Origin of the sequence: Streptosporangium sp. NPDC002524, assembly GCF_040295985.1 — a bacterium.
In the GTDB taxonomy this organism is placed as follows: domain Bacteria; phylum Actinomycetota; class Actinomycetes; order Streptosporangiales; family Streptosporangiaceae; genus Streptosporangium.
This window is the reverse complement of record NZ_JBEOWK010000001.1, coordinates 418,381-437,731: the sequence shown is the minus strand read 5'-3', so window position 1 is coordinate 437,731 and position 19,351 is coordinate 418,381. Positions and strand designations below refer to the sequence as shown.

16 protein-coding genes, 4 tRNA genes and 1 riboswitch are annotated in these 19,351 nt (G+C 70.1%); of the genes, 8 read left to right on the top strand and 12 right to left on the bottom strand.

Translation table 11 applies throughout. The annotated features are described in order from the left end of the window. Window positions 1-145: 145 nt before the first annotated feature. The 8 genes from ABT053_RS01810 to ABT053_RS01775 form a co-directional block, all read right to left on the bottom strand. Window positions 146-991 (bottom strand): helix-turn-helix domain-containing protein, encoded by an 846-nt coding sequence (locus ABT053_RS01810; RefSeq protein WP_350966894.1) that lies wholly within the window; start codon window positions 989-991, stop codon window positions 146-148. 19 nt (window positions 992-1,010) lie between these two features. Then, a complete protein-coding gene (locus ABT053_RS01805) occupies window positions 1,011-1,532 on the bottom strand; it encodes a DUF6879 family protein (protein ID WP_350966893.1) in 522 nt (173 codons plus the stop codon). Beyond that, complete coding sequence (locus tag ABT053_RS01800; protein WP_329429265.1) at window positions 1,507-1,746, bottom strand: hypothetical protein; 240 nt, start codon at window positions 1,744-1,746, stop codon at window positions 1,507-1,509. Before ABT053_RS01800 ends, ABT053_RS01805 begins: the two co-directional genes overlap by 26 nt. 245 nt (window positions 1,747-1,991) lie before the next feature. Next, window positions 1,992-2,066, bottom strand: a tRNA-Val gene (locus tag ABT053_RS01795). Between the two features lie 13 nt (window positions 2,067-2,079). After that, window positions 2,080-2,151: transfer RNA gene (locus ABT053_RS01790), tRNA-Gly, on the bottom strand. Between the two features lie 74 nt (window positions 2,152-2,225). Then, window positions 2,226-2,296, bottom strand: a tRNA-Cys gene (locus tag ABT053_RS01785). A gap of 25 nt (window positions 2,297-2,321) precedes the next feature. Beyond that, window positions 2,322-2,393, bottom strand: a tRNA-Gly gene (locus ABT053_RS01780). Between the two features lie 88 nt (window positions 2,394-2,481). Beyond that, complete coding sequence (locus tag ABT053_RS01775; RefSeq protein ID WP_350966892.1) at window positions 2,482-5,040, bottom strand: N-acetylmuramoyl-L-alanine amidase; 2,559 nt, start codon at window positions 5,038-5,040, stop codon at window positions 2,482-2,484. 153 nt (window positions 5,041-5,193) lie between these two features. On the opposite strand from ABT053_RS01775, the gene ABT053_RS01770 reads away from it, so the two are divergent. The 6 genes from ABT053_RS01770 (at window position 5,194) to ABT053_RS01745 (ending at window position 13,638) form a co-directional block, all read left to right on the top strand. After that, a complete protein-coding gene (locus ABT053_RS01770; protein WP_344743159.1) occupies window positions 5,194-5,469 on the top strand; it encodes a hypothetical protein in 276 nt (91 codons plus the stop codon). A 51-nt stretch (window positions 5,470-5,520) separates the two neighbouring features. Continuing rightward, the gene (gene glmS / locus ABT053_RS01765; protein ID WP_350966891.1) at window positions 5,521-7,341 is read left to right on the top strand and encodes a glutamine--fructose-6-phosphate transaminase (isomerizing); all 1,821 of its coding nucleotides are present in this window, start codon (window positions 5,521-5,523) and stop codon (window positions 7,339-7,341) included. Between the two features lie 338 nt (window positions 7,342-7,679). After that, window positions 7,680-8,615 carry a tripartite tricarboxylate transporter substrate-binding protein gene (locus ABT053_RS01760; RefSeq protein WP_350966890.1) on the top strand — a complete coding sequence of 312 codons (936 nt, stop codon included), beginning with the start codon at window positions 7,680-7,682 and terminating at the stop codon, window positions 8,613-8,615. Between the two features lie 4 nt (window positions 8,616-8,619). Next, window positions 8,620-8,820: riboswitch (cobalamin riboswitch) on the top strand. 116 nt (window positions 8,821-8,936) lie between these two features. Next, window positions 8,937-11,384: a ribonucleoside-diphosphate reductase subunit alpha gene (locus ABT053_RS01755; RefSeq protein WP_350966889.1), complete on the top strand. Its 2,448-nt coding sequence runs from the start codon at window positions 8,937-8,939 to the stop codon at window positions 11,382-11,384. A 45-nt stretch (window positions 11,385-11,429) separates the two neighbouring features. Continuing rightward, window positions 11,430-12,425, top strand: a complete 996-nt coding sequence (locus tag ABT053_RS01750) for a ribonucleotide-diphosphate reductase subunit beta (protein WP_350966888.1) — start codon at window positions 11,430-11,432, stop codon at window positions 12,423-12,425. Window positions 12,426-12,504: 79 nt separating this feature from the next. Next, window positions 12,505-13,638 carry a mechanosensitive ion channel family protein gene (locus ABT053_RS01745; RefSeq protein WP_350966887.1) on the top strand — a complete coding sequence of 378 codons (1,134 nt, stop codon included), beginning with the start codon at window positions 12,505-12,507 and terminating at the stop codon, window positions 13,636-13,638. A 49-nt stretch (window positions 13,639-13,687) separates the two neighbouring features. Here the strand turns inward: ABT053_RS01745 and ABT053_RS01740 are convergent, their stop codons facing one another. Together ABT053_RS01740 and glgC are read right to left on the bottom strand one after the other, a co-directional pair. Next, window positions 13,688-14,923 (bottom strand): DUF5685 family protein, encoded by a 1,236-nt coding sequence (locus tag ABT053_RS01740; RefSeq protein WP_350966886.1) that lies wholly within the window; start codon window positions 14,921-14,923, stop codon window positions 13,688-13,690. Between the two features lie 246 nt (window positions 14,924-15,169). Continuing rightward, the gene (gene glgC / locus ABT053_RS01735) at window positions 15,170-16,396 is read right to left on the bottom strand and encodes a glucose-1-phosphate adenylyltransferase (protein ID WP_350966885.1); all 1,227 of its coding nucleotides are present in this window, start codon (window positions 16,394-16,396) and stop codon (window positions 15,170-15,172) included. Window positions 16,397-16,444: 48 nt separating this feature from the next. On the opposite strand from glgC, the gene glgA reads away from it, so the two are divergent. Continuing rightward, window positions 16,445-17,629: a glycogen synthase gene (gene glgA, locus ABT053_RS01730; RefSeq protein ID WP_350966884.1), complete on the top strand. Its 1,185-nt coding sequence runs from the start codon at window positions 16,445-16,447 to the stop codon at window positions 17,627-17,629. A gap of 117 nt (window positions 17,630-17,746) precedes the next feature. Here the strand turns inward: glgA and ABT053_RS01725 are convergent, their stop codons facing one another. Continuing rightward, window positions 17,747-18,112 (bottom strand): PH domain-containing protein, encoded by a 366-nt coding sequence (locus ABT053_RS01725; RefSeq protein ID WP_350966883.1) that lies wholly within the window; start codon window positions 18,110-18,112, stop codon window positions 17,747-17,749. 96 nt (window positions 18,113-18,208) lie between these two features. On the opposite strand from ABT053_RS01725, the gene pgeF reads away from it, so the two are divergent. Next, the gene (gene pgeF / locus ABT053_RS01720) at window positions 18,209-18,895 is read left to right on the top strand and encodes a peptidoglycan editing factor PgeF (RefSeq protein ID WP_350967102.1); all 687 of its coding nucleotides are present in this window, start codon (window positions 18,209-18,211) and stop codon (window positions 18,893-18,895) included. Window positions 18,896-18,938: 43 nt separating this feature from the next. Here the strand turns inward: pgeF and ABT053_RS01715 are convergent, their stop codons facing one another. After that, window positions 18,939-19,346 (bottom strand): nitroreductase family deazaflavin-dependent oxidoreductase, encoded by a 408-nt coding sequence (locus tag ABT053_RS01715; RefSeq protein ID WP_350966882.1) that lies wholly within the window; start codon window positions 19,344-19,346, stop codon window positions 18,939-18,941. Between the last annotated feature and the right edge of the window lie 5 nt (window positions 19,347-19,351).

The window sequence follows — 19,351 nt, the reverse complement described above, 5'->3', positions numbered from 1 at the left end:
GCGCCTGCCCGGCAGGTCTCGCTGTCTCGTCGTCCTCGTGCCCCCCGGCGTGGGCCTCTGTCACTGTCTGTCCGGATGTCATAACCCAGACAGTAGGAGCGGGGGTTTCCACGGCTCAACGAACCTGTACGAACTTGTACGCCAATTACTCCAGGGCCTCGATAGCTGCGGATATGAGTACGCGCGCCTCCTCTCCGTAGACAGCAGAAGTCGCCAGTTCGGCGAAGTACCTGACGTACAAGTCGATCTCGCGTGGTTGGGTGACGGTGACGGCGGCTGAGACCAGCTCGACGAACACTCGGGCATCGTCGTAGATGGAGAAGGTTTCGGTCACCACCTGGCTCCGGCGCGCGGACATCGGGATGATGCCCAAGGACAGATTCGGCTGGCGCATGGCGGGCATCACGTAGCGGAGTTGCTCAACCATCACGTCATCGTCCGCGATTCGGTTGCGCAGCACCGACTCCTCAATGAGCATGGCGCAGCGGCGGCTGTTCCCCGCCAGGAAGCGACGTCGCGCCACCCGCGCTTGGACACCCTCCTCGATGTCGGTGGCCGCCCCGTGGAACGCGGAGAAGTTCGTCATGAGGGCCCGCATGTAGCCAGGCGTCTGCAACGGCCAGGGGATGACATTGCAGCAGTAGAAGCGAAACAGGCTGGTCTCTTCGTACAGCGAAAGCCGTAGTTCCTGCATGCGCTTTTGGCTGCGCTGGACTCTGCGCCACTCCACATAGGCGGCGTCGGCGTTACGGGAAGCGGCGATGAGGTTGGGGATCTCATCCTCGGCCCCACAGATCCGACACCAGGTACGGATGTCCTCATCCGAAGGTGGGGTCCGGCCGTGGATGAGACGAGAGCACTTGGTCTCGTCCCATCCGGCTTGCCGGGCGAACGCCCGAGCGGTCATACCCGAGTCACGCAGAATCTCACGCAGCCGGTCAGCGATGGCCTGACGGGCTTGCTGGGCGCTGGTAGACGGTGAGGTGGACACGTGTGCGGTGAGGTGGACGTTAGGCGGGGTTGTATTCCGCGTGGTCGACGGCCCGTCCCCAGACAGCCTCGAAGGCCGAGGCGCACAACTTGGCCACGGCAGGGTCTTCGGACAGTTCGGAACCCGCAGGGTCGCCGTCACCAGTCTGGAAGATGAAGCAAACCAGGCCGTCGTCGAACTGCCAGAAGTCGCTACCGGGCAGCGCCAGATCGGACGCCCGAGGCCGAGGCAGCCATCGCACCTGCTCACCTCCGGCCAGGTTGGCAGCGGGGGTAACGGCATGTTCGTAACGGATGTAGTCGCTGACCGGCTCGGAGATCACCCTGGCGCGACGGAAGGTGACACCTCGGGCGACGTGCCCTCTGATCATGTCCACCCAAGGGGTGAGGTAGTCGTACCGCGAGATCTCCTCTATGGGAACGCCCTCACGCCATGCGCGGTAGCCCTGGCTTTCGGTGCCGTAGGTGTCGCGCAGTTCCAAGTGCGTCACCGAGCGCTGGGTCTTCTCGAACAGCTCAGTCAAATTTAGGGTCGTGGCCACCCAATGCCTCCCAAATGCTCTTACGCAGCTCGGAGGGCACCCGGAACGCTCGTTCATCGGCCTCGATGTGACTGTAGGTCTGAATCTCGGCTATCACGTCCGGGTCCTCGATCGGCCAGCCGACGAACACGAGACTGCCGTCCGCTTCATCGACCGAGACCGAGGGGCAACTGTTCTGCTCACTGCCGCCCTTGCCGTAGAACCGTAGCGCCATGGGGGTCTCCTGTACTGGAAGCATGCATGAGCTTGTACGCTCCCCGAGGTTGAACGCCGGCGCCGAGGTAGTCAAGCGACTTGGTGCAGATGGAAGGCGTCAAGGGCCAGCACGATGGCAGCGCCGAGACGGGGGACAACGCCGATCAACGGTGACGAGCCAGAGAAATCAGAAGGCCGCCAAGGCCCCTGAGGTGGGACTTTGGCGGCCGTTTGACCTGGTCGGCCCGTGGATGCTATGGGCGGTGGTGGACGATACAGGGATTGAACCTGTGACCTCTTCCGTGTCAGGGAAGCGCTCTCCCGCTGAGCTAATCGTCCTCGGGTGAACCAGAGCGGAAGACGGGATTCGAACCCGCGACCCTCACCTTGGCAAGGTGATGCTCTACCACTGAGCCACTTCCGCGTTTCGGCTTCGGGTTTCCCCTCCGCGCTCGCACTACTTTACCGGATCCCTGGGGGTCCGATGGTCGTGCGTTGAGGTGGAGACGGGATTTGAACCCGTGTAGACGGCTTTGCAGGCCGTTGCCTCGCCTCTCGGCCACTCCACCGGTCAGGCCCCTGAGGACCCGCCGGAGCGGAAGACGGGATTCGAACCCGCGACCCTCACCTTGGCAAGGTGATGCTCTACCACTGAGCCACTTCCGCGTGACCCCGGAAAACGCTCCGGGGCACGTGAAAACTCTAGCGCCTCCGCAGGGCGGATGTGCGCAACCGGACGGGCTGCCGAAGATCCTCACCTGGTGACCGGCCGGACGTCGGAGGCCCGGACGAACATGATCCGGTGCCCGAACTGGATCTGCCGGTAACGGATCCCGCCCGTCACGACACGATGATCGGACGGGTCGAAGGCGGCCGCCCTGAGGTAGGAGGCCCGCGTCGTCTCGCCGGAGCTGTACGCCTGCCCGGCGGGCATCGAGTACTGCAGCGGGGCCAGGGCCTGCACGGGAACGCCCCCCGGGTAGGCGGGCGCCTTCGGGTACGCCCTGCCGTACACCCTGACCGGGGAGCGGCCCGGTTTGGGCGTCACCAGGGGGCCGGACGCGCGTACGGAGGTGGGGGCCCCGGCCGGATCGTGGAACCAGGCCTTCTGGCCGAGGTACCAGATCGCGGTCCAGTCGCCCCTGCGCTCGGCGAGCGCGTACCGCTGGCCGGTGGAGGCGCGGGCGGCGTGGTCGTAGACGCTGTACGAGGAGCCGCCGGTGGGGTGCTTGCCGACGTCCCTGACCAGGGGTGCGGAGGCGGAGGGGCGCGTGCGCAGCCAGACCGAGGCGGCGCCCAGGGCGCGGCACCCCCCGGTGCAGCCGGTGAATCCCGGGCTGTTGGTGCCGTAGTCGGGCCTGATCAGCACCGAGCGCGCGTCCTCGCCGCCCGAGGCGCGCAGCGGCCTGCCGAGCAGCTCGAAGTAGTGGGCCCAGTCCCAGTAGGGGCCGGGGTCGTCGTGCATGCCGCTCACGGTCTCCGGGGTGGTGCCCGGCACGTTGTCGTGCCCCAGGATGTGCGCCCGGTCGAGGGGGACGTCGTACTTGGCGGCGAGGTGACGGACCAGCCTGGCCGACGCCAGGTACATCGCCTCGGTGAACCAGGCGCCGCCCCTGGCCAGGTAGCCCTCGTGCTCCAGGCCGATGGAGCGGGAGTTGACGTACCAGTTTCCCGCGTGCCAGCCGATGTCCCTGGCCCGCAGGTGCTGGGCGATGTGGCCGTCGGCGGAGCGGATGGTGAAGTGCCAGCTCAGGTAGGCGGGGTTCTTGACCAGGCGGATCATGGCGTCGTAGCTCGTCTCCCCGTCGTGGATCACGATGTAGTCGATCTTCCGGGGGCCGGGGGACCGGTCGTGGTTGCCGTACCCGCCGCCGGGGAGCCGCTGGTAGGCGGCCGGGAGCCACTCGCAGGAGACGCTCCTCGGGCAGTCGGGGCCCGGTACGGGAGCGGGCCGCTGGGCGAGCGACATGGGCGTCTTCTTGGGGGGAGCGGGGGTCCTCGTGGCGGGAGCGGGCGACGGGATGGGGGTGACCGGGCCGGGGGTGACCGGGGTGACCGGGCCGGGGGTGGGGGGAGCGGTGGGTGATCCGGGTGGTTCGGACGGTCCGGATTGTCCGGAGGGGGAGGCGCGCCGTTCCAGGGGGAGCGGTGCCCGCGGATCGGACGGTCGGGAGCGCCGCGCTGAGGTGAGGGGGTCGGACTGTCCGGAGTGCCGTGCAGAGGGGAGGGGCTGCGTGGCGGGGGTGAGGGGTTCGGGGCGTATGGCCGGGGTGAGGGAGCCGGAAGGCGCGGCGGGAGTGAGGAGGCCGGAGCGCGTGGCGGGGGTGAGGGGTTTGAAGGGCGTGGACAGGCCCGGGGTGGCGGGGAGTGTCACCCGCTCGCCGTCGTCGGTCACCCGCGAGACGCCGGACCGGATCGTCGCGTAGACCTCGTCGGCGAAGGACGACGCCGTCCCCCTGTCGGCCCTCTCCTTGCCGGCCGTCCCTTTGCCCGTCGTCCCCTTGTACGCCGTCCCTTTGTCCACCGCATCCTTCCCCGCCGTGCTCCTCTCCGGGACGCCGGGGTAGCGGGCCACGGCGTCGTACCAGCTCGCCGGGTCGTCGGCGGGGCCCGTGCCGCCGGTGCGACGCCGGTGGTCGGCGAGCAGCGCGGCGCCGCCCATGATGTTGGCGGAGGGGTCCTCGCGCAGCCGGTCGGGGGAGAGACCGGTCAGCTCCGAGGCCCGTCGCAGGGTGTCCTCCGGCGGGTCCGCCGCCATGGGCGGGAGGGCGATCACCCGTGGCCGGGACTCGTCGCCGCGCGGGTCCTCCCCGGCGCCGTGGGGGCGCCCGGGTTCGGCCCGGCCGTCGATCAGGTGCATCGGGCCGTACCCGGCGGAGACGCTGGGCAGCCCGCCGTGGTCTTCCCAGCGGGACTCCAGGTAGGAGACCGCGAGCAGCACGCTCTCCGGCACCCCGTACCGCCGTGCCGCCTCGGTGAAGGCGGCCTGCCTGCCGGAACCCGGCCCCGGCCCCGTTCCCGCCGCCGTCGATGTCGCCGCGCCGGGAGGCTCCGTGCTCCGGGCGGGGGCGGGCCGATCCCCGGGGCGTACGGCCTCCGCCTGGGCGACCGAGACCGGGACGCCCGGGACCGGGACGCCCGAGACCGGGGCGCCCGGGACCTGGACGACCGAGACCGGGAGAAGCGAGACGGGGAGGACCGAGGCCAGGACGGCCGGGGCCGGGAGCACCGAGGCCGGGGCGACCGGGGGTGCGGCGATCGTGGCCAGGACGGTGAGCGCGGCGACGACGGTGATCCCCGGCAGGCGGTGCATAGCGGTTCCTCCCCCTCTGGTAACTACCTAGAGTTATCAGAGATTACCGAGTGTCGCGCGTTGCGACGGGATTGAGATGTTGAAGAGATTCTCTGCCCGAAATCGGGCAGGAAACTTGGTGTGTTCTCTCCCGGATGCGTATGGTCCTGCTCTGTGTCCACGGCACGGAATCCGCACGAGGATCTGATCACCCACCTGACCCGGACGAGCGCGCTCGGTCCGGGCGAGGCGGCGCGGGTCGTCGCGGACGTGCTGGCCTACTTCTCCGAGCCCGTCGACGAGTTCGTCCGGCGGCGTCACGCGGAGCTCAAGGCCAGGGGGCTGGTCAACGACGAGATCTTCCCCAGGGTCGCCGCCGAACTGGCGGTGCGCCGTGTCGCGGCCCCCGAACTCTCCCTGCGACAGCTTCGCCGCATCGTCTACGGGTAGCGGACGACGGCACCTCGATCGTTTACGGATGAACGGATAAGGAGCGGTTACATGTGCGGAATCGTGGCCTACGTGGGGCCCAAGGACGCGGCACCCATCCTGCTGGAGGGCCTGCAGCGTCTTGAGTACCGGGGCTACGACTCGGCCGGTGTGGTGATCTCCAACAAGGGCCTCAAGATGCGCAAGGTCAAGGGCCGGGTGGCCGACCTGGCCGCGGTCGTGCCCGCGCGGTTCAAGGGCGGCCTGGGCATCGGCCACACCCGCTGGGCCACCCACGGCGCGCCCAGCGACGTCAACGCCCACCCGCACCTGTCCACCGACGAGCGCATCGGCGTCGTGCACAACGGCATCATCGAGAACGCCGACGAGCTGCGCGCCAAGCTGGAGGCCGACGGGGCGATCTTCCTGTCGGAGACCGACACCGAGGTGCTGTCGCACCTGATCGCCCGTACGGTCAAGGAGGCCGACTCGCTGGAGGAGGCCGTGCGGACCGCGCTCAAGCGGGTCGTCGGCACGTACGGGATCGCGGTGATCGACTCCGAGCGTCCCGGCGAGGTGGTCGTGGCGCGCAACGGCAGCCCCATCGTGCTGGGCATCGGCGAGAAGGAGATGTTCGCCGCGTCCGACGTCGCCGCGCTGGTCCGCTACACCCGCCAGGTGGTGCACCTGGAGGACGGCGAGATCGCCGTGCTGCGGGCCGACGGGTTCAACACCTTCGCCAGCGACGCGCGGGAGACGGCGAAGGAGACGCTGACCGTCGACTGGGAGGCGGGGCACTACGACACCGGCGGCTACGAGCACTACCTGCTCAAGGAGATCTCCGAGCAGCCCGACACGGTGGCCAGGACGCTGCGCGGGCGGCTGGACGACCGTTTCCACATCGCCCACCTGGGCGGTCTCAACATGGACGCGCGGGAGACCCGCTCGTTCCGCCGGGTGAAGATCATCGGCTGCGGGTCCGCGTACTACTCGGGCCAGATCGGCGCGCAGCTCATCGAGGAGCTGGCGCGCATCCCGGCCGACGCGGAGCCGGCGAGCGAGTTCCGCTACCGCAGCCCGGTGGTGGAGGCCGACACCCTTTACGTGGCGATCAGCCAGTCGGGGGAGACCTACGACACCCTCGCCGCCGTGCAGGAGCTCAAGCGCAAGGGCGGCAGGGTGCTCGGCATCGTCAACACCGTGGGCAGCGCGATCGCCCGCGAGTGCGACGGCGGCGTCTACCTGCACGCGGGTCCCGAGGTCTCGGTGGCGAGCACCAAGGCGTTCACCTCGACCGCCGTGGCCTTCGCGCTGCTCGCGCTGCACCTGGGCCGGGTGCGTGACCTGTCTCCCGCCGACGGCCGCAGGATCTGCGACGGCCTGCGGAGGCTGCCGGACCAGATCAAGGAGATCCTGGCGCTGGAGCCGCAGCTCAAGGAGCTGGCCGGCAAGTACGCCGAGTCGCCGAGCATGATGTTCGTGGGCCGGGTCAGGGGCTATCCGGTGGCCCGCGAGGGCGCGCAGAAGCTCAAGGAGATCTCGTACGTGCACGCCGAGGCGTATCCGGCCAGCGAGCTCAAGCACGGGCCGCTGGCGCTGATCGGGCCGGACATGCCGACGGTGGCGATCGTCCCCGACGACGAGCTGCTGGACAAGAACCTCACCACGCTGGGCGAGATCCGCGCCAGGGGCGGCAGGGTGCTCATGGTGGGCCACCGTACGGCCGACCCCAAGCTGGCCGACGACTGCGTCGTGGTGCCCAAGAACGAGACCGAGCTGGACCCGATCCTGCTCTCGATCCCGCTCCAGCTCTTCGCCTACCACGCCGCCGTGGCGCTGGGCCGGGACGTCGACAAGCCGAGGAACCTGGCCAAGAGCGTCACGGTGGAGTGAACCCCGCTTCCTCTCGTGTCCCCGTCCCCGTCCCGTCCCCGTTCCCGTCTCCGGTCTGCCGGGGGCGGGGTACGCCTTCCGGGGCTCCTCTCCCGTGGAGACAGCCGCCCCCGATATCCGGATTTTTGGTGGTTTTTCCGGTGATCTGCGGCTGAGTGATGGACTGCCGGAAATTCCGGCATACCCCACTTCATCACGGAAAGTGATGGGTAGGTAACCTATGGAATAGGGGGTTCTTGGGGGAAGGGGCGCTTATGCGCCGTAGGGGGTTTTTCGCATTGGCGGCGGGGGCCGTGCTCGTCGCGGGGTGCGGCACGGACACCGGCCCCGATTCCGCGGTGAAGCGCCTGTTCCTCCTCGAATCGACCGCCGACGGCCACGGCTGGGACGGCATCGCGGGCAGGCTGGCGACCGTCCTGGTCCAGTCGGGGCTGGTGGGCACCGCGATGGCCGTCGAGCGGCAGGGGGCCCTGGGCTCCGCCCCGCGCGACGCGTTCGGCGTCTTCCGCGGCCCCTTCGCGCGCGAGGGCAGGCTGCTCGTCACCTCGATGCCGATGGTGGCCGCCGCGGAGATCGCCAACACCGCGGCCGTGGTGAACGCCGCCACCCCCATCGCCCGCCTGGCCGGAGACTGGGCGGTCCTGGTCGTCCCCTCCGGCTCCCCCCTGCGTACCTTCGAGGACTTCGTCACGCGGCTGCGGCACGACCCCGCGAAGCTGACGGTCGGCGGCCGGTCGGAGGGCGGCTCGGACCACGTGCTCTACGGCATGATCGGCAAGTGTCTCGGGGTGGACACCCGGCTGCTGGAGTACGCCGGATACCTCGCCCCCGAGGACGCCTCCGAGGCGCTCCACGTCGGCCGGGTGGCGGCCCTGCTGGGGTCGGCGCGCGCCCTGCGGCCCGAGATCGCCGCAGGCCGGCTGCGGCCCCTGGTGGTCTCCTCCGGTGGCCGGATCGACGGGATCGACGCCCCGACGCTCATGGAGGTCGACGTCCGGCTGGAGTACAGCGACTGGTGCGGCCTGCTGGGCCCCAAGGACATGAGCCCGGGGGACCGGGACGCCGCGATCGCCCTGTGTGACGGTATCGACGCCGCGCCGCGCTGGCGTGCCCTGTGCGCGTCCCACGGCTGGAGCCGGGTCTACCTCAGCGGCGACGAGTTCCGCCAGTGGCTCTCCACCGAGACGGCCCGCACGCGCGGCGTGCTGCACGAGCTCGGACTGTTGAAGTCCTCCGACACAACTTGTTGGGGTAGTTGCGTCAGACGCCCCTAGATGTAGGATCCTGCTCGTTGCTGGTTCGCCCCGCGAGGGGCGAGGCAAGAGGGAACCCGGTGAGATTCCGGGACTGCCCCGCAGCGGTGAACGGGAACGAAAGCCGTCATTGAGCACTGGGTGAGCCATGCCCGGGAAGCGACGGCCGGTAGGCGTGTGTGGTGCGCCCGTGAGTCCGAAGACCTGCCGGTGACGTGATTGTCCAGGGCCTCGTGGGAGGGCCCGCGGAACGAGGCGATCCGGCGTGCCCGGGATCGCTCGCGGACGCGTGCCCATCCGGCGGAGCCGTACGGGGAAGTCCGATCGAGCGAGGGGCACTACGTGACACAGGCATTGGCGGAGACCGCGACGGGTGGCGCGGCGGGGACCGCGACGGACGACGGCGACATCGGAGACGCGGAGAACGTCGCGGGTGCCGCGGGCACGGTGACGGCCGCGACGAGCGAGGGCGCCGTCGGGAACGCGGTGGCCGCGGCGGGCGGCGCCGGTGTCGGGGACGCGGTGGCCGTGACTGGCGGCGACGGTGTCGGGGGCGTGGCGACCTCGACGGGCGGCGACGGTGTCGGGGGCGTCGGGAGTTTGCTGGACGGGCGCAGGCTGGCGATCGACGAGGCCGCCGCACGGGTGATCACCGATCCCGCCAACTCCAGGGCCGCCGCCGCGATGCTGGCCGAGCTGATCGCCGACGAGGCCGCCGAGCACGGCGTCCGCGACTTCTCCGAGTCCGTCGCCGCGACCCACGAGGCGGGGCTGATCCAGGACGGGCTCGCGGAGTTCGTGGCCGCCCACGCCGGGGCGCTGGACGCGCTGGCCGATCCGGAGGCCGACGCCAGGTTCGAGTATTTCGGGCTGCGTACCGTCTACGACCGCTACCTGCTGCGCCACCCGCGGACCCGCAAGGTCCTGGAGCGCCCGCAGCACTTCTTCCTGCGGGTGGCCTGCGGCCTGTCCGAGACCGTCGAGGAGGCCGCCGAGCTGTACGCGCTCATGGCCACCCTGTCCTACCTGCCCAGCTCGCCCACGCTGTTCAACTCCGGCTCCCGCAGGCCCCAGCTCTCCTCGTGCTTCCTGCTCGACTCGCCCCGCGACGAGCTGGAGTCCATCTACGAGCGCTACGGGCAGGTCGCGCGGCTGTCGAAGTACGCGGGGGGCATCGGGATCTCCTGGACCAGGGTCCGCTCGCGGGGCTCGCTGATCCGGGGCACCAACGGCCACTCCAACGGCATCGTGCCCTGGCTGCGCACGCTCGACTCCAGCGTCGCCGCGGTCAATCAGGGAGGCCGCCGCAAGGGCGCGGCCTGCGTCTACCTGGAGCCCTGGCACGCCGACGTCGAGGAGTTCCTGGAGCTGCGCGACAACACCGGCGAGGAGGCCCGCCGCACGCACAACCTGAACCTGGCCAACTGGATCCCCGACGAGTTCATGCGCCGCGTCGAGGCCGACGGGGTCTGGTCGCTGTTCGACCCCAAGGACGTCCCGCACCTCACCGACCTGTACGGCGCCGCGTTCGACGACGCCTACCGGGCCGCCGAGGCCGAGGGCCGGTTCACCAGGCAGATCCCCGCCCGCACCCTGTACGGGCGGATGATGCGCACGCTCGCCCAGACCGGCAACGGCTGGATGACCTTCAAGGACGCGGCCAACCGGACCTCCAACCAGACGGCCAGGCCGGAGAACGTCATCCACCTGTCGAACCTCTGCACCGAGATCCTGGAGGTCACCGGCGACGCGGAGACCGCCGTCTGCAACCTCGGCTCGATCAACCTCGCCGCCCACCTGGCGGCGGAGGCCGGGGCGTCCGGAGAGGCCGGGGAGGCCGGGGACGGGATCGACTGGGCCCGGCTGCGCGCGACCGTCCGCACCGCCGTGCGGTTCCTCGACCGCACCATCGACCTGGGCTTCTACCCGACCCCCGAGGCGGAGGCGGCCAACCGGAGGTGGCGCCCGATCGGGCTCGGCGTGATGGGCCTGGCCGACGTGCTGTTCACGCTGCGGCTGCCGTTCGACTCGCCGCGCGCCCTGGAGCTGTCCACCCGGATCTCCGAGGAGATCGCGCTCGCCGCCTACCGGACCTCCTCAGACCTGGCCGTGGAGCGGGGCCGTCACCCCTCGTACGAGGAGACCAGGGCCGCGGGCGGGGTGCTGCACCCCGACCACTACGGGGCGGCGGGGTCGGCGGAGTGGGCGGAGCTCAGGGAGCGGATCGCCGGGACCGGGCTGCGCAACTCGCTGATGATCGCGATCGCGCCGACGGCGACGATCGCCTCCATCGCGGGCTGCTACGAGTGCATCGAGCCGCAGGTCTCCAACGTCTTCAAGCGCGAGACCCTCTCGGGGGAGTTCCTTCAGGTCAACCGCTATCTCGTCCGCGACCTCCAGGCACGTGGGCTGTGGACCCCGCCGATCCGCGACGCGATCAAGCGCGCCGACGGCTCCGTCCAGGACATCCCGGAGATCCCCGCCGACCTGAAGGAGCTCTACCGGACCGCCTGGGAGCTGCCGCAGAAGGCGCTGATCGACCTGGCCGCCGCGCGCACCCCGTACATCGACCAGTCGCAGTCGCTGAACCTCTTCATGGCCACGCCGACCATCGGCAAGCTCTCCTCGATGTACGCCTACGCGTGGAAGTCGGGTCTCAAGACCACCTACTACCTGCGCTCGCGCCCGGCCACCCGGATCGCGCAGGCCACCGTGGCGGCGCCGGTCGCCGATCCCGGGGCCGTGGCCTGCTCCCTGGAGAACCCCGAGTACTGCGACGCCTGCCAGTAGCCGTCGCCCCGGTTCCCTGAAAGCTTTCGGAAAGGCACTATCCCGATGTTGCTCGACCCCGGCATGGACCTCACCCTGCGGCCGATGCGCTATCCCGAGTTCTACGAGCGCTACCGGGCCGCGATCCGCAACACCTGGACCGTCGAGGAGGTGGACCTCACCTCCGACCTGGCCGACCTGGCGAGGATGACGCCCGAGGAGCGCCACCTGATCAACCGCCTCGTGGCGTTCTTCGCCACCGGTGACTCGATCGTGGCCAACAACCTCGTCCTCAACCTCTACCAGCACCTCAACGCCCCCGAGGCGCGCCTGTATCTCAGCAGGCAGCTGTTCGAGGAGGCGGTGCACGTCCAGTTCTACCTGACCCTGCTGGACACCTACCTGCCCGATCCCGACGAGCGGGTCAAGGCCTTCGCCGCGGTCGAGCACATCCCCTCGATCCGGGACAAGGCGGAGTTCTGCTTCCGCTGGATCGACTCGCTCGGCGGGCTGACCCGGCTGGAGACGCGGGAGGACCGGCGGGCGTTCCTGCTCAACCTGATCTGCTTCGCGGCGTGCATCGAGGGGCTGTTCTTCTACGGGGCCTTCGCCTACGTCTACTGGTTCCGCTCCAGGGGCCTGCTCAGCGGCCTGGCCACCGGGACGAACTGGGTGTTCCGCGACGAGTCCATGCACATGGAGTTCGCCTTCGGTGTCGTGGAGACCGTACGGGCAGAGGAGCCGGACCTGTTCGACGACAAGCTCGCCGAGCAGGTGACCCGGATGATCGAGGAGGCGGTCGCGGCCGAGCTGGCCTTCGCGGCCGACCTGTGCGGCGACGGCCTGCTCGGGATGAGCGTGGACCAGATGCGGCGGTATCTGGAGTACGTGGCCGACCAGCGCCTGGTCAGGCTGCGGATGCCTGCCCGGTACGGCACGGCCAACCCGTTCGCGTTCATGGAGTTGCAGGACGTGCAGGAGCTGGCCAACTTCTTCGAACGGCGGGTTTCGGCCTACCAGATAGCCGTGGAAGGGAATGTCACATTCGACGAATCCTTCTGATTAGCTGGTGATCCAGGCAAGAGAACGACGAGGATGAAAGACGTCGAGGGGGACGCCGCAAGTGTCCAGCTGGATCATCATGATCGTTTCCGTTGCCGCCGCTGTCGTGGCGGTGGAGGTGGTGCGACGGGTGTTGCGCTCACGGTTGATCGGTGAGAAATGGGTTCTCGCCGGTCCGCTCGTGCGCCGCTGCACCTGGCCGGGGTTCGCCACGGCCGCCGTGGCGACGGCCCACACCATCTACGAGCCGGACATGGCGACGGCCTCGGTCGGCCAGGCGATCGACCGCGGCCTCAGCCTGGCGATGATCGGGTGCGCCACCTGGCTCGTCATCCAGGCCGCCTACGCGGTCACCGACGTGGTGCTGGAACGCCTGATCACCGTCGAGGGCGAGGGCAACCGCAGGGCCCGGCGCATCCGCACCCAGATCACCCTGGTCCGCCGGGTCGCCTCCGCGGTGATCATCGTGGTCGCGCTGGGCGCGATGCTCTTCACCTTCCCGCAGGTGCGGGCGCTCGGCGCCGGGCTGCTGGCCTCGGCCGGTATCGCCGGTGTCGTCGTCGGTATCGCCGCCCAGTCGACCCTGGGCAACATGCTCGCCGGGCTCCAGCTTGCCTTCAGCGACGCGCTCCGGCTGGACGACGTCGTCGTGGTGAAGGGCGAGTGGGGCCGGATCGAGGAACTCAGCCTCACCTACGTGGTGCTTCGGCTGTGGGACGAGCGGCGGCTCGTCCTGCCGGTCTCCTACTTCACGGCCAACCCGTTCGAGAACTGGACCCGGCACAGCAGCCGGGTGATCGGCCACGTGATATTCAGGGTCGACTGGTCGGTGCCGGTGGACGAGCTGCGCGCCGAGCTCTACCGGGCGCTGCGCGAGCACCCGCTCTGGGACCAGAAGGACTGGACCCTCCAGGTCACCGACACCCTCCCCAACGGGCTGCTGGAGCTGCGCGCCCTGATGAGCGCCGCCGACTCCGCCAGCGCCTGGGACCTCAAGTGCGACATGCGCGAGCACATGGTGAGCTTCGTCCGCGAGAGGTATCCCGAGGCGCTGCCCCGCTTCCGGGTCGAGACCCCGCCCCCGTCCGCGGCCGTCCCCGGGACACTCGCCGGGCTGATGGGCGCGGGCCTGATGTCGCGGGGGCTGGGCGGCGACCCGAGCGAGCGGGACGGCGCCCGGGAGAAGGACGGCGACCGGCCCGACCCGGTCTGAGGCGGAGGCGGAGGCCGTCCGTGACGTTCGGCGGGCCGCTCCCGGAGTCTCAGGCGCCGCAGTCGCAGCCGCACCCGTCGCACTTGCCGCAGCACCTGCAGCAGTCGCAGCAGCCGTCACACCCGTCACAGCCGCAGCTGTCGCACCCTCTCAGATAGCAGCGCTCGTCCCAGGAGCGATGCTTTCGTGAGCTCCACCGGGGCCGCCAGAGACCGCAGGTGAACAGGCTCCCCACCCCGGCGGCGGACTTGCGGACGAATCCGGGCCGCTCGTAGGAGTGGCCCGACTCGCCGCGAGAGGACGGTGCATCCTGTCTGTCCTCTGCGTGGAAGTGCTCTCCGGGGACGTGGTCGTGTCCCGCCGAAGGGCGGTCGTGCTCCCCATGCTGCTCTCCGTGCGGGCTCGCGCACGTCCCGCGGGCGGGGCCGTGATCTTCGCCGGAGGCGTGGCGGAACGTCCTGTCGACCGCCCGCCGCACCTCGGTGCCCAGCAGCACGTCCACCAGGTGCCGGTCGGCCAGCTCCAGCTCCAGCAGCGCGAGTCCCAGGCCGTGCGCGGCGTCGTCGCACAGCCGCCGCGCCTCCCGTACGGAGGTGCCGGTGGCGGTCAGCGGGTTGAACGCCCCCCGGGCCGCGTCCTCCTCCCGGTCCTCCACGGCGTCCAGCAGGTGGGCGATCCGGCCGAAGAACCGGCCCGCCTCGGCCAGTGCCGCCGCGTTGCCGGGGGTGCCCGCGAGCGTCGCGGTGTGCGCGAACGCGGCGGCGACGGCCTCCTCGGTGGGACCGGTCAGCTCCAGCAGCGTCACTCCCCGGCCGCGCTCCAGCTCGATCTGGCGTTCGGCCGTCGAGGCCAGCGAGGCGGTGTCGAACCCGATCCCGGCCCCCATCCGGGCCCCCGCCGCCTCCCAGCGGGCCGCCAGCATCCTGCGCGCCGCGCCGGTGCCCGGCGCGGAGTCGCCGTCGGCCACGTGGTCGCGCAGCTTGCCCGCCGCGAGGACGAGCGACACCGTGGCGGCCAGCCGTACGCCCGAGGCCCGCGCGTCCACCACGTCCGCCGGACGGAACCCGCGCAGCGCGCAGGGGCCCGCGGTCCGGTGCGGGGAGCCCGCCGGGCCCTGCGCCTCGGCGAGCACCGAGATGATCAGGCCGTCGTAGTTGGTGGCCAGCCGGGCCGCGTGCCCCTGCCCGTCCCTGAGGGTCAGGCACAGCCCGCACAGGTGCGCCATCCAGGCTCGGTGCAGCGTCGGACAGGAGTGCTCGCCGCAGGGGCGGATGATGCCGAACATGCGATCTCTCGTACTCGGGGGGCCTGCCCGGGAGGCCGGGGAGGGGGAGTCGTGTGACGTACCGGGAGAATCTATCCCGTACGGATCAAGAAGTCGCGCGGCGCGGTCGCCGTCCCCCCCGGGCGACGCTCACGGTCAGTCGGACATGACCTTCTGCGGAGTGAGTACTCACTCCGTCAACGCGTTTTCGTGCACCCCGGTTTTCGGTCCCGCCGTCACGGCGGGACCGGTGGAGGTCAGGCCGGGTCAGCGTTCGACGATCTCGTTCTTGCCGATGACGACGATGCCGCCGCTGGTCACCGCGAAGCGGCTGCGGTCGTACTCCAGGTCGAAGCCGATCCTGGCGCCGTCCGGGATGATCACGTTCTTGTCGATGATGGCCTTGCGGACGATCGCGCCGCGGCCCACCTTCACGTTGCCCATCAGGACCGAGTCCTCGACCTGGGAGTGGGAGTGCAGCACCACGCCGGGGGAGAGGATGGAGCGCTCCGCCAGGCCGCCGGAGACGATCGCGCCCGCCGAGACGAGGGAGTCGATCGCCCTGCCCACCCGGTCGCCGTCGTTGTGCACGAACTTGGCCGGGGGGAGCGGGTCGTGACCGGTGTAGATGGGCCACCGGCTGTTGTAGAGGTTGAAGACCGGGTGCGCCGAGATGAGGTCCATGTGGGCCTCGTAATAGGCGTCGAGCGTCCCGACGTCCCTCCAGTAGCCCCGGTCGCGCTCGGTGGAGCCGGGCACGATGTTGTCGGCGAAGTCGTAGACCTCCGCGCTGCCCGACTTCACCATCATCGGGATGATGTTGCCGCCCAGGTCGTGCTTGCTCGTCGGGTCGAGCGCGTCCTCCCTGAGCGCGTCGATCATCGACTGGGTCTTGAAGACGTAGTTGCCCATCGACGCGTACACCTGGTCGGGGGCGTCCGGCAGGCCCACCGCGTCCTTCGGCTTCTCGCGGAAGGCGACGATCCGTCGCCCGGCCGGGTCGGCCTCGATGACCCCGAACTGGTCGGCGAGCGACAGCGGCTGCCGGATCGCGGCCACCGTCACCTCCGCCCCGGACTCTATGTGCTGCTCGACCATCTGCCGGGGGTCCATCCGGTAGATGTGGTCGGCGCCGAACACGATCACGTGGTCGGGCATCTCGTCGTAGATCAGGTTCAGGTTCTGGAACAGCGCGTCGGCGGAGCCGGAGAACCAGTGCGGCCCGAGGCGCTGCTGGGCGGGAACCGGCGTGACGTAGTTGCCGAGCATCGCCGACAGGCGCCATGTCCGGGAGATGTGCCGGTCGAGACTGTGGTTCTTGTACTGCGTCAGCACGACGATCTGGAGGTAGTGACCGTTGGCGAGATTGGACAGCACGAAGTCGACGAGCCGGTATATCCCCCCGAAAGGCACCGCAGGCTTCGCTCGATCAGCTGTCAGAGGCATGAGCCTCTTACCTTCTCCACCGGCGAGCACGATCGCGAGGACTCTCATAGGTGGACCTTAACCTGATGAACAGGGATGAAACACTAGGCTGATCGCATGCGAGTGGATCTGCTGACCCGTGAATATCCCCCCGACGTCTACGGAGGGGCGGGAGTTCACGTCGAATACCTCGCCCGGGAGCTGCGAAGGCTCGCCGACACCCGGGTCCGCTGTTTCGGAGCGCCTCGGCAGGAGGAGGGCGTCGCGGCCTACCGGGTGCCCGGCGGCCTGGAGACGGCCAACGCCGCGCTCCAGGTGCTCGGGGTCGATCTGGAGATGGCCGCCGGGTGCGAGGGCGCCGACCTGGTCCACAGCCACACCTGGTACGCCAATTTCGCCGGCCACGTCGCCAAGATGCTCTACGGGACGCCCCACGTGGTGACCACGCACAGCCTGGAGCCGCTGCGGCCGTGGAAGGCAGAGCAGCTGGGCGGCGGTTACACGCTGTCGTCGTGGGCCGAGCGCGGCGCCCTGGCCACCGCCGACGCGATCATCGCGGTCTCCGAGGGGATGCGCCGCGACGTGCTGGCGAGCTACCCGGAGATCCCGCCGGAGAAGGTCACGGTGATCCACAACGGGATCGACACCGGCGAGTACGCCCCCGACCGCGACACCGACGTCCTGGAGCGGCACGGCATCGACCCGAGCAGGCCGTACGTCGTCTTCGTGGGCCGCATCACCCGGCAGAAGGGGCTCGTCCACCTGCTCCACGCGGCGCGCGACTTCCACCCCGACGCCCAGCTGGTGCTCTGCGCGGGCGCGCCCGACACGCCCGAGATCGCCGCCGAGGTGACCGCGCTCGTGCGCGGGCTCGACCGCGAGGGCGTCGTCTGGATCTCGGAGATGCTCCCCCGCCCCGAGGTGATCCAGATCCTCACCCACGCCACCGTGTTCGTCTGCCCCTCGGTCTACGAGCCGATGGGCATCGTCAACCTGGAGGCGATGGCCTGCGAGACCGCCGTCGTGGCCACCGCGACCGGCGGCATCCCCGAGGTCGTGGCCGACGGCTCGACCGGCCTGCTGGTCCCGATCGACCAGGCCGCCGACGGCACCCCGCACGACCCCGACGCCTTCGCCGCCGGCCTCGCCGAGCGGGTCAACCGGCTGCTGGCCGACCCCGCGCTCGCGACCCGGATGGGCGAGGCCGGGCGGATCCGCGCGGTGGAGCACTTCTCCTGGGAGCGCATCGCCGAGCGGACGATGGAGCTCTACCGGAGCGTCGCCGGAGTCGCCGGGGTGTGACGTTTCCGCGGGTCTCCCCGAGGCGGGGTTCCCGGGCCGGGTCTCTCCGAGGTGAAGCTCCCGGGCCGGGTCTCTCCAAGGTGAGCTCCCGGGCCGGGGCTTCCCGAGGTGGGGTTCCTAGGCGGTGATGTAGTGCAGGATCACGTTGTGCACGTGGTGCGCCTTGTTGTCGCCCCGGAACTCCACCTCGTACGTGTGGGTGCCCACGTGGATGGCGATGGCGCCCGAGGAGAAGAACGAGCCCGCGATCGACTTGTTGCTCACCACGCTCACCGCCGAGACCTTGTTGTACGGGATGCTCGTGATGGCGATCTTCTTGCCGACGAACGACTTGTCCTGCACGATCACGCGCCTGTCGGTGAGCCCCAGGAAACCGGTGCCCGTGCCGATGGCGTCGTAGACGGCGATGATCTGCTCGCCGGGCATCAGGCCGCTCTCGATCTGCTGGTACTGCTCCTTGCGGTCGTACACAACCTGCGCCATGACGCTCGCAATCTCTGAGGAGTTCTGTGTCCTTGTGAAACGAACGTCCGGGGGACCGGGTTCCTGGGCGGGTAGGGTCGGCCCGTGAACTTTCAGATGAGGATCACCGATCGTCACGGTGGGGTCAGCGCCGGCCCGTACGGCAGCCGCAACCTCGGGGGCATGTGCGGCGACGAGCCGGACGCGGTCGCGGCGAACAGGGCCAGGACGGCCGCCGAGTTCGGCCTGGAGCGGGTCGTGTTCATGCGGCAGGTCCACAGCGCCGACGTCCGGTACGTCAAGGAGCCGTTCGGCGCCGACCCGCCGCCGCTGGACGGGGTCTGCACCGACGTGCCCGGCCTCGGCCTGGCCGCGCTCTGCGCCGACTGCGCGCCGGTCCTGCTGGCCGAGCCGACGGCCGGGCTGGTCGGCGCCGCCCACTCGGGACGGGTCGGCACCATGTCGGGCGTGGTCACGGCCCTGGTCGAGGAGATGGCCGAGCGCGGCGCGGACCCGGCGAGGATGACCGCCCTGATCGGCCCGATGGCCTGCGGCACCTGCTACGAGGTCCCCGCGGGGATGCGCGACGAGGTCGCGGTGCTGCTCCCCGAGGCGTGGTCGATCACCCGCCAGGACACCCCGGCCCTCGACCTGCGGGCCGCGATCACCTCGCAGCTGGGCAAGGCGGGCGTCGGGGAGATCACCCACGACACCCGCTGCACCATCGAGAGCGCCGACCTGTTCTCCCACCGCAGGGAGGGAACGACCGGCAGGTTCGCGGGCTACGTCTGGCTGGAGCCCTGACCCGCCCCTACTCCTCGCCGGGCCCGGCCGCGCCGGTTTCCGGTCACGACGTGATCCGCTCCAGCACGACCACGGGGATCTCCCGGTCGGTCTTCCGCGTGTACTCGTCGTAGGCGGGCCAGGCCGCGGTCATGATCGACCACAGCTCCGGCTTCTCCTCGGGCGTGGCGGTGCGGGCCCTGGCCCTGAACCGGTCACCCAGCACCTGCACCTCGACCTCGGGGTTCTCCTGGAGGTTGAGGTACCACAGCGGCGGCTTGTCGGAGCCCCCCTTGGAGGCGACGACGAGAAGGTCGCCGCCGTGGCGCTGGTAGATGAGCGGGCTGGTCCGCGGCTCGCCGGACTTGCGGCCGGTGGTGGTGAGGAGCAGGGCGGTGGTGCCCTGCCACTCGTGTCCCTCGGCTCCGTCGGTCGCTATGTATCGGTCGACGTGTTCTTTTCCGAACAGCATGATCT

Bases quoted from the DNA above. Each gene is read 5' to 3' on its own strand.
- ABT053_RS01800 (WP_329429265.1), bottom strand. From the start codon at position 1,746: ATGGCGCTACGGTTCTACGGCAAGGGCGGCAGTGAGCAGAACAGTTGC.
- ABT053_RS01775 (WP_350966892.1), bottom strand. From the start codon at position 5,040: ATGCACCGCCTGCCGGGGATCACCGTCGTCGCCGCGCTCACCGTCCTG.
- glmS (WP_350966891.1), top strand. From the start codon at position 5,521: ATGTGCGGAATCGTGGCCTACGTGGGGCCCAAGGACGCGGCACCCATC.
- ABT053_RS01750 (WP_350966888.1), top strand. From the start codon at position 11,430: ATGTTGCTCGACCCCGGCATGGACCTCACCCTGCGGCCGATGCGCTAT.
- ABT053_RS01745 (WP_350966887.1), top strand. From the start codon at position 12,505: ATGATCGTTTCCGTTGCCGCCGCTGTCGTGGCGGTGGAGGTGGTGCGA.
- ABT053_RS01740 (WP_350966886.1), bottom strand. From the start codon at position 14,923: ATGTTCGGCATCATCCGCCCCTGCGGCGAGCACTCCTGTCCGACGCTG.
- glgC (WP_350966885.1), bottom strand. From the start codon at position 16,396: ATGAGAGTCCTCGCGATCGTGCTCGCCGGTGGAGAAGGTAAGAGGCTC.
- glgA (WP_350966884.1), top strand. From the start codon at position 16,445: ATGCGAGTGGATCTGCTGACCCGTGAATATCCCCCCGACGTCTACGGA.
- ABT053_RS01725 (WP_350966883.1), bottom strand. From the start codon at position 18,112: ATGGCGCAGGTTGTGTACGACCGCAAGGAGCAGTACCAGCAGATCGAG.
- pgeF (WP_350967102.1), top strand. From the start codon at position 18,209: ATGAGGATCACCGATCGTCACGGTGGGGTCAGCGCCGGCCCGTACGGC.
- ABT053_RS01715 (WP_350966882.1), bottom strand. From the start codon at position 19,346: ATGCTGTTCGGAAAAGAACACGTCGACCGATACATAGCGACCGACGGA.